This is a genomic window from Sphingomonas sp. 1F27F7B, from assembly GCF_005503355.1.
GTDB lineage: Bacteria > Pseudomonadota > Alphaproteobacteria > Sphingomonadales > Sphingomonadaceae > Sphingomonas.
On the sequence record NZ_SCMK01000005.1, the window covers coordinates 66587 to 80125 of the forward strand.

A 13539-nucleotide genomic window follows, 5' to 3' on the forward strand; every position below is an offset into this window, starting at 1 on the left:
AAGGTGCGCCGGAACGACGCCCGCGGACGCCGGCCAACTCAGGCTAGGGATCGCTAAACATCTCCTTGTTCGCTAATATCTATCAATTGAGTGGAGATTAAGCGCGATACGGCCAAAGGGGATGATGATGAGCCTTGCTTCGCTTTCGCTGCTGCTCCTGGCGAGTAGCGCTCCGGCACCTGCCGGAGCCCTGCGCGACGATCCGGTCGCGGCGACCGCCAATGACGATCAGCAGGCAAAGCCGGCGCAGGAGAGTGGCAGCGGCGAGATCGTCGTCACCGCGCGCCGCCGCGAGGAACGGGCGCAGGACGTGCCGATCGCGATGTCGGTGATCGGCGGCTCGGCGATCGAGCAGACCGGCGCAACCAACCTCAACCGGTTGCAGACCTCGCTGCCCGCGGTGCAATTCTATTCGAGCAACCCGCGCAACTCGGCGATCAACATCCGCGGCCTGGGCGCGCCCTTCGGCCTCACCAATGACGGCATCGAGCAGGGTGTCGGCTTCTATCTCGACCAGGTCTATATCGGCCGCATCGGTGCCTCGACCTTCGACTTTGTCGATGTCGAGCGCGTCGAAGTGCTGCGCGGGCCGCAGGGTACGCTCTACGGCAAGAACACGACTGCCGGCGCGATCAACATCACCACCCGGGCGCCGAGCTTCACGCCCGAGGCCAAGGTGGAGCTGAGCCTCGGCAATTACGACCTGATCTCGGCCAAGGCGTCGGTGTCGGGGCCGCTGGTCGACGACAGGCTGGCGATCCGCATCTCGAGCGCGGTGACCAGCCGGGGCGGGACGATCGACAATGTCCGCACCGGCGAGGATCTCCACAAGCAGCGCACCAGCAGCTTTCGCGGCCAGCTTCTCTGGAAGGTCAACGATGATGTCGACCTGACTTTCGCCGGCGACTGGAACCTCCAGAATCCGCTGTGCTGCGTGCAATATTATGCCCGGGTCGGGGCCACCCAGCGTCCGCTCTCCCGCCAATATGCGGCGCTCGCGGCGGCGTTCGGCTATACGCCGCCGAGCACCGATCCGTTCGACCGCAAGACCGATCTCGATGCCCAGATCAACTCGCGCCAGGAGATCGGCGGTGCCTCGCTGGTCGCGAACTGGAACCTCGGCCCGGCGACGCTGACCTCGGTCACCGCATGGCGCTATTGGGACTGGCAGCCGAAGAACGATCGCGATTTCACCGGGCTGCCGATCACCACGGTCTCGCAGAACCCGTCGCAGCAGCGGCAGGTCAGCCAGGAGCTGCGCCTTGCATCGAACGGCGGCGGCCGGCTCGACTATACCATCGGCGCGTTCTTCTTCCACCAGACGATCGACACCCAGGGCTCGCAGGTCCAGGGTTCGGCCGCGAGCCGCTGGCTGCTCAATCCGGGCAATATTCCCGTCGGCGCCACCGGCTGCGCCACCGCGACGGCGGCCGCGTGCAATCCCCTGGTGCTGAACGGGCTGACCAGCACCAACACGATCAACTTCGACAACACCAGCTTCGCCCTGTTCGGCAAGCTCAACTGGCAGCCGGTGGACGGCTTCCACGTCCAGCCGGGCCTGCGCCTGAACTACGACAAGAAATCGGGCTTCTACGAAGCCGTCGTCAGCATTCGCAACGCGCGCTACAATTATGTCGCCACGGCGGACAATGTCGCCGCCCTGCTCGCGAACGGCACGGCCACCGCGGACCAGCTGAACACGCTGGCCCCGCAACGCTACAGCCCGCGTTTCAGCGATTGGAACGTCTCGGGCGACATCACGATCTCTTACGACGTCGCGCCCGATATCCACGCCTATGCGACTTATGCCCGCAGCTTCAAATCGGGCGGAATCAACTTGTCGGGCCTGCCGCTCAATTCGACCAGCACCGGCGTGGATCTCAGCACCCAGACGGTGAAGCCGGAAAAGGTCAATCACTTCGAGATCGGCCTGAAGACTCAGTTCCTCGATCGCCGCCTGACGATCAACGCCGCCGGCTTCTGGACCGAGGTGAACGATTATCAGGCGACGGTGAACAACAATGCGATCAACGTGATCCGCGGCTATCTCGCCAATGCCGGCAAGGTCCGCTCGCGCGGCTTCGAGTGGGACGCCTCGTTCCGCCCCAGCCGCCGGGCGAGCGTCTATTTCAACGGCGCCTATACGGACGCGAAATATATCGACTTCAAGAATGCGCCGTGCCCGCCCGAACTCTCCGGCGGCACCGCGACCGCTCCGGGCGGCATCACCGATCCCGCGGGCACGCCGGGCGGCCGCAGCCCCGCTTATTGCGACATTTCGGGCCAGGTGCTGCCGGGCATCTCCAAATGGGCGCTGAGCTGGGGCGGCGAGGTCCGTCAGCCGGTGGGCGATGGCGATGTCTATTTCGGCTATGACGGCAGCTGGCGTTCGAAATTCTCGTCCAACCCGTCGCCTTCGGCCTATACTTGGATCGATGCCTATTCGCTCTCGAACGTGCGTCTCGGCTGGCGGCGCGCGGACCTCAACATCTATGGCTGGGTCCGCAACGTCTTCGACAAGCAATATTTCGAGCTGCTCTCCACCCAATCGGGCAGCACCGGCCTGATCGTGGGCCAGCCCGGCGATCCGAGGACCTATGGCCTGACGTTGAGCAAGAGCTTCTGAACTTCGCGAGACTGACCTCCTGCCATGGCCGGGGGAGGTTGGGGAAGGGAGGCGGCGCCCGCACCGCCTCCCTTCTTTTCTTGGCAATTAGATCCGCACAATTTGAGTCGAGCTTAACCAACATCGACTATCATGATCTCCTATATTGGGAAGATCATGCGCGTGGCGACAAGATCCTTGCCGAGTTTCAGCAATGCGGGCCTGCTCGCCACGCTGGTCTCTGCCTGTCAGATCCTCGGCGGGCTGATATGGGTGAATTCCCCGGTCTTCGCGCCGTCGGGCTATGCCAATGTCGCGCTGATCGCGTCGCTCTGCATCTCGGTACTGGTGCTGTCGCGGCTCACCATCCCCAATGGCGTCCGGGTGTCGCTGGTACTTGGCGTGATCACGGTGCTGCTCGGCGTGGCGATTCGGGGCGACATCACCGGCGTGAAGCAGGTGAGCAATATCGTCTCCGCCGCGGTGGGATCCCATCCGGGCGGTGTCGCGATGCCCGAGGATCAGGTCGTCGGCCCGGCGAAACGGCATGTCGCGGCCGCCGCGCGGATCGACCTCCGGCCTGGCGAGGGTGGGGACGGAGGCTGGGCGGCTCGCCTCAACGATGCCGCGCGCGTGCAGATCGATGGCGGTGCGCCGGCGGAGATCCACGGCAACGTCACGCTCGATGGCGGCAACATCGGCAGCCCGCGCATCGGCTGGGCAGTCACCTGGGCGGGAGTCACGCTTTCCTGCGGCCGGATGAGTGCGGCGGGGAATCGCCCCGACGGCCTCACCGGCCAAGTGGTCGGAACGTTCAAGCGCTCGATCTCGCGAACCGCGGCGCTGCAGCGGCCCTCCTGCTATTGAACGGTTTCCGTGTTCGGATCGAGCGTGACGATCACGATCGCCCCGCCGACCGCATAGCCGCTGGCCAGCGGTGCGATCGAGACCCGCGCGCCGATCTCCTCGGCGCCGCCGCATAGCAGCCGCGCGTCGAACGCTTCCGCTTCGGAACGGCCGCTCAGCACACGTTCGATCGCATCGCGCGCAACGGTCCGGTCGCGCACCGCGAGCAGGTCGACGAAGCGCAGCCCCAGGATGCGCTCGCGGGCAAGCCCGACCATCCGGGCGAACTCGGCCTCGACCATTGTCACGGTGCCGCGCACCGTCAGGCGGATCACTTCGATCCGGCCGTGCGCGGCGCGGGCCTTCTCCAGCGCGGTCTGCTCGGCGAGCCGGGCTTCCTCGTCGCCCTCGTAGCTGACTCGCACCAGCAGCGCGACGCCTTCCACCCATGGAAAGGCGCGGACGCGCAGCCGCGTGCCGCTTTCCTCGTCAAGCGCGAGATCGAACTGGGCCTGCTCGCCGCTGCGCAGCACATGGCGCAAGCTGGAGAGTATCGTGGCGTGCGTGGAAGCGGGCAGCGTCTCGGTGATCGGCGAGCCGATCAGCGCGGCGGGCGTGCGCCCCAGGATCAATGCAGCGGCACTCGACGCATCGGTGATCTTCAACTCGGGATCGATCACCAGCAAGCCGCCGTCGATATGCTCGACGAGGAACTGATATTCGAGTTCCCGATGCGTGCTGTCCCGTTCGCCGATCACATGCTCGGCATCCCAGCTCTCGGCCGCCAGCAGCACGTAGCGCGGGCGCCCGTGATAGGTGATCGTGACCGGGCCGTGCATGGCGCGGTCCTGCCAATATGCGAAATTGCGGGTAAGTTCAGCTGATGAAACAGTCTGCACGGATGAGCGTTGCATAGTTGTATGCTCTCGAACGTTTTCGGGACGACGGCAGTTTTTACGTTGCGACCGCAGTAGATTCGAGAATTGCGTAATTTGCTCAATTTCAGTTCGACATGTAGAATACAACAAAGTTAATGTGAATCAAGACCGCCTAGGTCGAAAATGGTGTGAAAAATCAAGAGGATCGCCTCGATCCGGGCGGCCTCGGACATGCGCCTTGGCGGCCAGGGTTTACTGAAAATCCGGATATCCGCCTGGCGGCGACGCGAGCGATTTGGAAGTTCTCATGTGCGAAGTATCGCGCATGTGTTTGCGTTCGCCTTTTTCGGTCGAGAAGCCGCTCCGCGCGGGGCCCCGGCTTTGGCGCGAGCGGCGCGGGGCCGCCGCGATCGAGATGGCGCTTTCGCTGCCGGTCCTTCTGCTGCTGATCTGCGGGATCGTCACTTATGGCGGCTGGTTCCTTTGCGCCAACAGTGTGCAACAGGCGGCGAACGAAGCGGCGCGCGCCGCGATCGGCGGCCTTGATCCCAATGAGCGCGCCGCACTGGTCCGCACCGCGCTGGACGCCAATCTGCGCAAGACCGGGGCGCTCCGGCCCGAGCGCATGGATACGCTCGTCGACGATGACGGGCATACGCTGACGGTCCATCTCTCCTATGACGCGTCGAACGATCCGCTGCTTTCGATCAAGCTGGTGCCGCTGCCCAGCAAGGTGATCGAGCGCAGCTCGACGGTGACGCTCGCAGCCCCATGAGGCGCGCCATGACCCTACTGTCCTTCCTCCGCCGCTGCGGGATCGATCGCCGCGGCAACGTCACCATGATCTTCGCCGGCGGCTTCGTGATGCTGGCGGGATCGGCGGCGTTCGCTGTCGATACCGGCTCGCTCTATCTGGAGAAGCGGCGGTTGCAGGGCGTGGCGGATGCGGCGGCGCTTAGCGCGGCGAACAGCCAGGCGGCGGATGCCGCCGCGCGCCAGACGATGGCGGCGAACCAGGCCGGCGATGCGAGCATCGAGAGGCTGGAGCGCGGTACCTATTCCGCTGACAGCACGGTGGCGCCGTCCGCGCGGTTCACTGCTTCCGGCAGCGACGGCAACGCTATCCGTCTCACCATGGGCCGCGACGTGCCGCTGTTCTTCGGCAAGTTCCTCACCGGGCGGCCGACGGCGCGCGTCTCGGTGACGGCGACGGCGGCGCGGGTGGACCTCGCTTCCTTCTCGATCGGCTCGCGCCTTGCGTCGGTGAGCGGCGGCTTGCCCGGTCAATTGCTCTCGGGCCTGGCCGGGACCGATCTCAACCTCAATGTGATGGACGCGCAGGGGCTGGTGAGCGCGGATGTCGATCTCCTCGCGTTCATCGATGCGCTGCGCACCCAGGCCAATCTCCAGGGGCTGACTTTCGGCGAGACGCTGGCGACCGATGTCAGCCTGCCCAAGGCGCTTAGCGCGCTGGCGGCGGCGACAGGGAGTTCGAGCGCGCAATCGGCGCTGCGGGGCATCTCCGCGCGCGTGCCGCCGGTCACGGTGCAGCTCTCGAAGCTCATCGATCTCGGCCCGCTGTCCGGCGAGACCAAGACCGATCCCTCGCGCCCGATCAAGGCCGATAGCTATGCGCTCGTCCGCGAGATGCTCCAGACCGCTACCGGCAAGCGTCAGGTCGATCTCGACCTGGCCGCGGCCGTTCCCGGGCTGCTCTCCACCAAGGTCTCGCTGGCGATCGGCGAGCGGCCGGCGCAATCGCCCTGGCTCGCAGTGGCCAAGGATCGCAGCGTCAAGGTGCGTACCGCCCAGACGCGCCTCTATGTCGATACCAAGGTCGGCGGCTCGGGGCTCCTGGGCGCGGCCTCGATTCATCTGCCGCTCTTCGTCGAACTGGCCAAGGCCGAGGCTTCGTTGCGAAGTATTTCGTGTCCCACGCCGTCGACCGCGACGGTCGGGCTCGACGTCACCACATCGGCCGGACAAGTGGCGATCGGCGATGTCGACACCGCGGCGCTGGGCAATTTCAACACCGCGATCACGCCCCGGCGGACATCGCTCGTGAAAGTGCTGCTCCTCGCCGAGGTGACCGGCCAGTCCAATGTCAATCTGGGCGGTGCCGGCGCGCAGCAGGTCATGTTCACTGCCCAGGAAATCGCCGCCGGCAAGACGCATACCGTGTCGACCAATGATATCGCCGCCGGCGTGGCGGCTTCGCTGGTCCGGGACATGGATCTGCAAGTCAATGCCCTGGGGATCGGGATCAATCTTTCGCTCCTGACCGCAACGGTGGGGACGGTGCTCCAGGGGGCGGCGGCGCCGCTCGATTCGCTGCTCGGCGATCTGACCGGGCTCCTGGGGGTGAGTGTCGGGCAGGCCGATGTTCGCGTGAACGGACTGCGCTGCGGCAAGCCGATTTTGGTTGGGTAGGGGATCAAATTTGGGGTCGGGGAATGCGTGGTGACCGAAGAGGACCGAAGATTACGCAAGGTGTGGACCGGCGCGAGGCGATGCGCTGGCCGGTCTCGATTGCCGTGGCGGTGAAGGAATCGCGCTTCTGCTTCCAGGACGTGCGCCTGGTGGAGATTTCGCGCCTGGGTTGCCGGCTCGAAACCGGCTTCCTGCTCGAACTCGGGATGGAGACCGTATTGCGGTTGCCCGGTTTCAAGCCGCTGCCGGCCAGGGTGGTCTGGAGCAACCGGGCCGCAGCCGGCCTGCAGTTCATCGTGCCGCTGCATCCCGGCGTGGTCACGCACATCATGAGCTTGCCCACGCCCGAGCAGCAGGCGAATTATCGCCCGCTTTCGGCGCCGAGCTGAAGAGCTGAACCTTCGAGGGGGCCGGAAACGGCAAACGCCCGGACCGTTTCCGATCCGGGCGCCTGCGTGACGAATGCTCGTCAGCCCCCTTTGTCAGGCCCAGCCCGCACACTCGTACTTGCCTACGAGCGGGGCTTGGAGCCTCCCCGAACCACGGCCTTTCGCCTGCGCTTCGACAGGAGTTTTGCTAGGCGCCCGCACCCGCTTTGTCACTGGCATTACAAGGGGTAGGCGCAGTTTGGTGCCACCCTGTGTTGAATCGGCAACATAGCGGTTCGCAGTAGGAATTCGCCGCCATCTGCCCTAGACCGGCGGAAGACCTGTTTTCCCGGCGAGTTACAAGACCCGCATGTTGTTGATTTCACGCTATGAGCGGATGATCGCCCGCCGTTATCTGCTGCCCGGGCGGAGCGAGGCGTTTATCGCCGTCGTCGCCGGGTTCAGCCTCGTCGCCGTCATGCTGGGCGTTGCCGCGCTGATCGTGGTGATGAGCGTGATGAACGGCTTCCGCGCCGAATTGTTCGACAAGATCACCGGATTGAACGGTCATGCCGTGGTCCAGGGCTATGGCGGTCAGCTGCGCAACTGGCGCACGGTGCTCGAGGAGGCGAGGAAGACGCCGGGAGTAACCAGCGCCACGCCGCTGATCGAGCAGCCGCTCTTCGCCACCTATAATGGCCGCGCCGAGTTCATCCAGCTGCGGGGCATGCGGATGGAGGACATCCTCAGCAACCCCACGCTCAAGGGCAAGGAAGTCGTCGGATCGCTCAAGAGCCTGAAGCCGGGGGGAGAGCAGGTGGCGATCGGCTCGCGCCTGGCGGAATCGCTCGGCGCCACGGTGGGCAGCGAGATATCGATCCTCAACCCCGCCGGCGCGGCGACGCCCTTCGGCACCATGCCGCGCATCGTGAAGTACAAGGTCGCCGCGATCTTCGAGGTGGGGGTCTATGATTATGACAAGGTCTTCGCCGTCATGCCGATCGAGGATGCGCAGACCCTGCTGCTGCTCGGCGACGGCGTTTCGATGATCGAGCTGGAGACGGTCGACCCCGACCGGGTAGGGCAGATCCTCCAGCCCTTGAACGACAAGGTGAGCGGCGTCGGCCAGATCACCGATTGGCGGATGATGAACTCCGAGCTGTTCGAGGCGCTGGCGGTGGACCGCACCGTGTCCTTCACCATCCTCTCGATCATCCTGGTGGTCGCCGCCTTCAACATCGTCTCGTCGCTGATCATGCTGGTGCGCGCCAAGACGCGGGACATCGCGGTGTTGCGCACGATGGGCGCCACGCGCGGCGGGCTGATGCGCATCTTCGTGACCGTGGGCACCACGATCGGTGCGCTCGGCGTGGCCGCGGGCGGGGTGCTGGGCTTCCTCTTCATCACCTTCCGCGAAGCCGTGGTGAAGTTCATCGGGCTGGTGACCGGCCAGAATATCTGGGATCCGCAGATGCGCTTCCTCACCGAGTTGCCGGCCAAGACCGATCCGTTCCAGACCATAGGCATCTGCGTGATGGCGCTGATCTTCTGTTTCCTTGCGACTCTCTATCCGGCGTGGAAGGCCGCGAGCACCGATCCGGTGCAGGTGCTGCGCTATGAATAGTCCTGGAGGTTCGGGGCCGGTGCTCCAGACGCACGGCCTCAAGCGCAGCTTCAGCCAGGGCGGCGAGACGATCGAAGTCCTGCGCGGCATCGACCTCACGGTGCAGCCGGGCGAGATCGTCGCGCTGCTCGGTCCCTCGGGTTCGGGCAAATCGACTCTGCTCCAGGCCGTCGGGCTGCTCGAAGGCGGGTTCCAGGGATCGATACGTATTGCCGGCAGCGAGGCTGCGCAGCTCGACAGTCCGGGCCGTACCGCGGTGCGGCGCGACCATCTGGGCTTCGTCTACCAGTTCCATCACCTGTTGCCGGACTTCAACGCGCTCGAGAATGTCGTGCTGCCGCAGATGATCCATGGGGCGTTGCGGGCCGATGCCGACAAGCGTGCCGAGGCACTGCTCACCGCCCTCGGGCTCGGGCACCGGCTGACGCACCGGCCGAGCCAGCTTTCGGGCGGCGAGCAGCAGCGGGTCGCGGTTGCCCGCGCGCTCGCCAACAAGCCGGCGCTGGTGCTTGCCGACGAACCCACCGGCAATCTGGACGAGGCGACTTCGGACAAGGTGCTCGCCGAGTTTCTCGGCCTCGTCCGCACCCAGGGCTCGGCCGCGCTGATCGCCACGCACAATGAACGCCTCGCCGCGCGGATGGATCGGGTGGTGCGGCTGCACGAGGGGCATCTGGAATGAACCCCTGGCGTGAAGTGCCGACTCTTGCGGGGCGGCACGTCACGCTGCGTCCGATGATGCGCGCGGATCGTGCCGGGCTGCTCGATGCATTCGCCGACCTCGGCCACCTGTTCCACACCACGGTGCCCGACGCGGCCAGCATCGATGCCTGGATGAGCCGGATCGAGAATGAGATGGCGGCAGGGCGGGGATTGCCGTTCACCGTGCTCGATGCCGAGGGCCGGATTTCGGGCGCCACGCGCTTCCTGCGGATGAGCGAGGGGCATCGCCGCGTGGAGATCGGCGGCACGCTCTATGCGCCGCGCGTCCAGCGCACGGGCCTCAATACCGAGGCCAAATATCTGTTGTTTCGGCATGCCTTCGACGTGCTGGGGGTGAATTGCGTGCAGATCCGCACCGATTTCCTCAATCAGGCTTCGCGTCGGGCGATCGAGCGGCTGGGGGCTAGGATGGACGGCGTGCTGCGCGGCCATCTGATCCTGAAGGGGCATATGCGCGATAGTGTGGTCTATTCGATCCTCGCGCATGAATGGCCCGGCGTCCGCCGCAACATCGAACTGCTGATGGCCCGCTACGAAGGAGAGGCAGCATGACCGTCATCACTGACATTCCCGTCCGCAAGCCTGGCGGCGAGGAGACCACGCTGGCCGATCATGCCGGCCAGGTTCTGCTCATCGTCAACACCGCCTCCAAATGCGGCTTCACCCCGCAATATGCCGGGCTCGAGGCGCTGCACCGCCAGTATGCGGACCGCGGCTTCTCGGTGCTTGCCTTTCCCTGCAATCAGTTCGGCGCACAGGAACCGGGCGATGCGGAGGAGATCGCCAATTTCTGCGCGCTCACCTATGATGTGACTTTCCCGATCTATGCCAAGATCGACGTCAATGGCCCCAATGCCGCGCCGCTGTTCGATGCGCTGAAGCGCGCCGCGCCGGGCGTGATCGGCTCGAAACGGATCAAGTGGAACTTCACCAAGTTCCTCGTCGACCGGGCGGGCATGAAGGTGGAGCGGTTCGCGCCGACTACCAGCCCCGACGCGATCGGCCCCGCGATCGAGAAACTGCTGTAATCCGCCCCGGCGCCGGAAGCAGGCGCATCGGCGGCGGCACGGGCCGGGCCGGGCGGCGCAGGTGATCGAAAAGGCTGGCCATCACGAAACGGCCGGTGAGTCCCAGCAGCATCGTCACGCCGGTTCGGTGCGGGCGGGGGCGGCGCTGACCGCGCGTCTCGACCGGCGCCTGGTTTCGCGGTCGATGGCGGCGCGGGGCGGGGGGCTGGATCATGCGCTCGGCCACTGCCGCGGCGCTGCCGCTCTGGTCGCGGCGATGCCAGACCACTTTGTGCCCGGCGGGGACTTCTTCCCATTCCTCGGCCCCGATCGCGCGGAGCAGGTCGTCGCCGCAACGGATGCACAATGAGAATTCGCTCTCTCCGCTGCGATGATGCGTCGTCATCGCGGCATGGCCGAGCAACCGGCAGCGCAGCGCGCCCATCAGCGGCGGACCGGGCGCGTGCGGCGCGAGCCGGCGCGGGGTGAATGGCGGTGCGCGACCTGCCAGTTGGCGAGTTCGCGGAACCGGCCTTCGGTATGCGTCACCGCGAGTTGCGGGTTCCAGATCTCGAAGCGGTCGCCCGCGCCCACGATCAGCGCCACGCTCTCGATCCGGCCGAGGTGGCGCATCACCGCCGGCAGCGTCAGCCCATGTTCGCTGCGCGGAGCGACTTCGACGATACCGAACAAGCGCCGCATCCGCTCGTGATGCTGCTGCCCGTCGCGGCCGGCATCTTCGTCGGCGATACGCCAACGCTCGGTGCGCGTGCGGATTTCCTGGAGATGCGATCTGGCATAGCCGACCAGGCACTGGTCGCGCTCATGCGTGGACAGAAACAACGGCTCTTCGGGCGCGGGGAGACCCAGCGCCCGGGCCATGCTGTCCGTCAGCAGGACATTGCCCTCTGCATCGACTTCGCAAAGCGTGCACCCGAGATACAGGGAACTCATTTTACCCCTTCCAACGCAACGAGTTACTCGTACCGTCCACAGGCTTATCCACAGGGTTAACGCACATCAACCAAAATTTGCGGACGAGGCGTTCAAATTGTGGGGTGGGCCGTTGGATTCCCGAGGCGGGACGGGTGCGTAGGCGCTTCCGGCGCCTCCGGGAAGAGGCGGCTGTTAAAATGGCGTTCATCGCAGAACGGGCATCGGCGATTGGGATCGGCTTGAACGGCGCGTGTGGGGCAACTAGAGGTGCCCCGAAAGCCCCCGCCCTTTCCCCGTTTAGGAGAGTTTCGCATGAACTTCGCTTCCAAGCTCGCGCTGGCCGCCGTGCTGTCGCTGGGCGCCACTGCGCTGACGGTGACCCCCGCCGCCGCGCAGAAGAAGAAGGACGACAAGAACGCGCCGGCCGCGAACCAGCTTCAAGTGAGCGACGAGTTCCGCAAGCCTGCCGCTGCTGCCGAAGCCGCGGTGAATGCCAAGGACTGGGCCGCCGCCGAGCCGCAGATTGTCGCCGCCGAAGCCGCGGCAAAGAGTGACGACGAGAAATTTTTCGCGGCCTCGATGCGCCTGCGGCTCGAACTGGGACGCGGCAACGAGGCGGCGCAGGTCGCGCCGCTCCAGGTGCTGGTGGCCAGCCCGCGCACCGCGCCGGATGCAGTCGGCCCCTATAATGCCCGTCTGAACTTCCTGCTCGGCAAGGCCGCCGCGTCGCAGAAGAAGCACGCCGATGTCATCAACTACATGACCAAGGCCCGCCAGTTCGGCGAGAAGAACGTCGACATCGCGCTGATGCTGGCGAATTCCTATGCCGCCACCGGCAAGAATGTCGAGGCTGCCGCCGAGGCGCGCAACGCCATCGAATTTGCCAAGTCGACCGGACAGAAGGCCCCGGAGGCCTGGTATCAGTTCGCCATTCCGAAGGTGACCGCCACCGGCAATCGCGAGGCGACCTATGACTGGCTCGCTTATTATCTGAAGGACTATCCGGCAGTTAAGAACTGGCGTTGGGCGATCGAAGTGCTCGGCCAGGGCGCAAAGGGCACGGATCGCGCCGCCAAGACCGAGCGCATCGATCTCTATCGCCTCCGCCGCATCACGAACTCGCTGGCCGATCGCGGCGATTATGCCGATTATGCCTATGCGGCGCAGTCCTCCGGCCTGCCCTGGGAAGCAATCTCGGTGATCGAGGAAGGCCGCAAGAACGGCAAGCTGCCGACGACCGATGCAGACGGCAACCGGACCTACACGGCGGCACAGGCAGGCGTTAAGAGCAGCCCGTCGCTCGACACGCTGGCCAAGCAGGGCGGCGTCGGCAACGCCGATGCGCTGCTCGCCGCCGGCGACAATGCCCGTGCGCTCGAACTCTACGACGCGGCGCTCGCCAAGGGCGGCGCGGATGCCAACGAGATCAACCTGCACCGCGGCATCGCGCTCCAGCGGCTGGGCCGCAAGGAGGAAGCGAAGACGGCATTCCAGGCGGTGAAGACCGGCCCCTATGTCAACGTCGCGCTGCTCTGGCAGGTCTCGCTCGACACGCCGCCGCTCAGCTGAGCGCGGCTTCGCGCCTAACAGGGAAGGGGCGGCAGCGATGCCGCCCCTTTTCATATCAGGTGACCGGCACGCCCGGCAGCGCCTTGGACGTCCGGATGGTGAGCGATGTCTTCACATGCTCGACGTTCGGTGCGGGGGTGAGCCGCGTCGTCAATATGTGCTGGAAGCTCTGCAGATCGGGTGCGACGATCTTCAGGATGAAATCGATCTCGCCGTTGAGCATGTGGCATTCGCGGACTTCGGGAATATCGGCCACCATCTGCTCGAACGCGCGCAGATCCGCTTCCGCCTGGCTCTTCAGGCTCACCATTGCGAACACGGTGAGATTATAGCCCAGCGCGGCCGGATCGAGCGCGGCGTGATAGCCGGTTATCGCCCCTTGCTGCTCCAGGGCCCGCACACGGCGGAGGCAGGGCGGCGCCGTCAGCCCAACGCGTTCGGCAAGCTCGACATTGGTCATGCGGCCATTATCTTGCAACAGGCCGAGGATCCGTACGTCGATGTCGTCGAATCGCATTTATGTTCCTTCTATCTTTTGATTCGTTTCCGTGTG

General features: G+C 65.5%; 14 protein-coding genes. 11 read left to right on the top strand and 3 right to left on the bottom strand.

What is annotated here, in order from left to right:
- The first annotated feature begins 127 nt into the window (after positions 1–127).
- Both FFS08_RS06165 and FFS08_RS06170 read left to right on the top strand, forming a co-directional pair.
- Complete coding sequence (locus FFS08_RS06165; protein ID WP_137863910.1) at positions 128–2626, top strand: TonB-dependent receptor; 2499 nt, start codon at positions 128–130, stop codon at positions 2624–2626.
- 162 nt (positions 2627–2788) lie between these two features.
- Positions 2789–3472, top strand: a complete 684-nt coding sequence (locus FFS08_RS06170) for a hypothetical protein (RefSeq protein ID WP_137863909.1) — start codon at positions 2789–2791, stop codon at positions 3470–3472.
- On the opposite strand, the gene FFS08_RS06175 is transcribed toward FFS08_RS06170, so the two are convergent.
- Positions 3466–4290 (bottom strand): PAS domain-containing protein, encoded by an 825-nt coding sequence (locus FFS08_RS06175; protein WP_249341197.1) that lies wholly within the window; start codon positions 4288–4290, stop codon positions 3466–3468. The two genes, FFS08_RS06170 and FFS08_RS06175, sit on opposite strands and share 7 nt — an antisense overlap.
- Positions 4291–4660: 370 nt before the next feature.
- Here FFS08_RS06175 and FFS08_RS06180 point away from each other — a divergent pair, with 370 nt between their 5' ends.
- The 8 genes from FFS08_RS06180 (at position 4661) to FFS08_RS06215 (ending at position 10851) form a co-directional block, all read left to right on the top strand.
- Positions 4661–5104, top strand: coding sequence for a TadE/TadG family type IV pilus assembly protein (locus tag FFS08_RS06180; RefSeq protein ID WP_249341196.1), 444 nt, complete (start codon positions 4661–4663; stop codon positions 5102–5104).
- Positions 5105–5112: 8 nt separating this feature from the next.
- Entirely contained in the window at positions 5113–6759 is a 1647-nt protein-coding gene (locus FFS08_RS06185) for a pilus assembly protein TadG-related protein (protein WP_171012495.1), read from the top strand.
- A gap of 62 nt (positions 6760–6821) precedes the next feature.
- On the top strand, positions 6822–7148 hold the full coding sequence (locus FFS08_RS06190; RefSeq protein WP_171012496.1) for a PilZ domain-containing protein: 327 nt from the start codon (positions 6822–6824) through the stop codon (positions 7146–7148).
- 352 nt (positions 7149–7500) lie between these two features.
- On the top strand, positions 7501–8751 hold the full coding sequence (locus tag FFS08_RS06195; RefSeq protein WP_137863963.1) for a lipoprotein-releasing ABC transporter permease subunit: 1251 nt from the start codon (positions 7501–7503) through the stop codon (positions 8749–8751).
- On the top strand, positions 8744–9433 hold the full coding sequence (locus tag FFS08_RS06200; RefSeq protein WP_137863904.1) for an ABC transporter ATP-binding protein: 690 nt from the start codon (positions 8744–8746) through the stop codon (positions 9431–9433). Before FFS08_RS06195 ends, FFS08_RS06200 begins: the two co-directional genes overlap by 8 nt.
- On the top strand, positions 9430–10026 hold the full coding sequence (locus FFS08_RS06205; RefSeq protein ID WP_137863903.1) for a GNAT family N-acetyltransferase: 597 nt from the start codon (positions 9430–9432) through the stop codon (positions 10024–10026). Before FFS08_RS06200 ends, FFS08_RS06205 begins: the two co-directional genes overlap by 4 nt.
- Entirely contained in the window at positions 10023–10502 is a 480-nt protein-coding gene (locus FFS08_RS06210; protein WP_137863902.1) for a glutathione peroxidase, read from the top strand. Before FFS08_RS06205 ends, FFS08_RS06210 begins: the two co-directional genes overlap by 4 nt.
- A 61-nt stretch (positions 10503–10563) precedes the next feature.
- Positions 10564–10851, top strand: a complete 288-nt coding sequence (locus tag FFS08_RS06215; RefSeq protein ID WP_137871822.1) for a hypothetical protein — start codon at positions 10564–10566, stop codon at positions 10849–10851.
- 74 nt (positions 10852–10925) lie between these two features.
- Here FFS08_RS06215 and FFS08_RS06220 read toward each other — a convergent pair whose 3' ends face one another.
- The gene (locus FFS08_RS06220) at positions 10926–11435 is read right to left on the bottom strand and encodes a hypothetical protein (protein WP_137864795.1); all 510 of its coding nucleotides are present in this window, start codon (positions 11433–11435) and stop codon (positions 10926–10928) included.
- A 294-nt stretch (positions 11436–11729) separates the two neighbouring features.
- On the opposite strand from FFS08_RS06220, the gene FFS08_RS06225 reads away from it, so the two are divergent.
- Positions 11730–12986, top strand: a complete 1257-nt coding sequence (locus FFS08_RS06225) for a hypothetical protein (protein WP_137864794.1) — start codon at positions 11730–11732, stop codon at positions 12984–12986.
- A 55-nt stretch (positions 12987–13041) separates the two neighbouring features.
- Here the strand turns inward: FFS08_RS06225 and FFS08_RS06230 are convergent, their stop codons facing one another.
- Positions 13042–13503: an Lrp/AsnC family transcriptional regulator gene (locus tag FFS08_RS06230; protein WP_137864793.1), complete on the bottom strand. Its 462-nt coding sequence runs from the start codon at positions 13501–13503 to the stop codon at positions 13042–13044.
- Positions 13504–13539 lie beyond the last annotated feature (36 nt).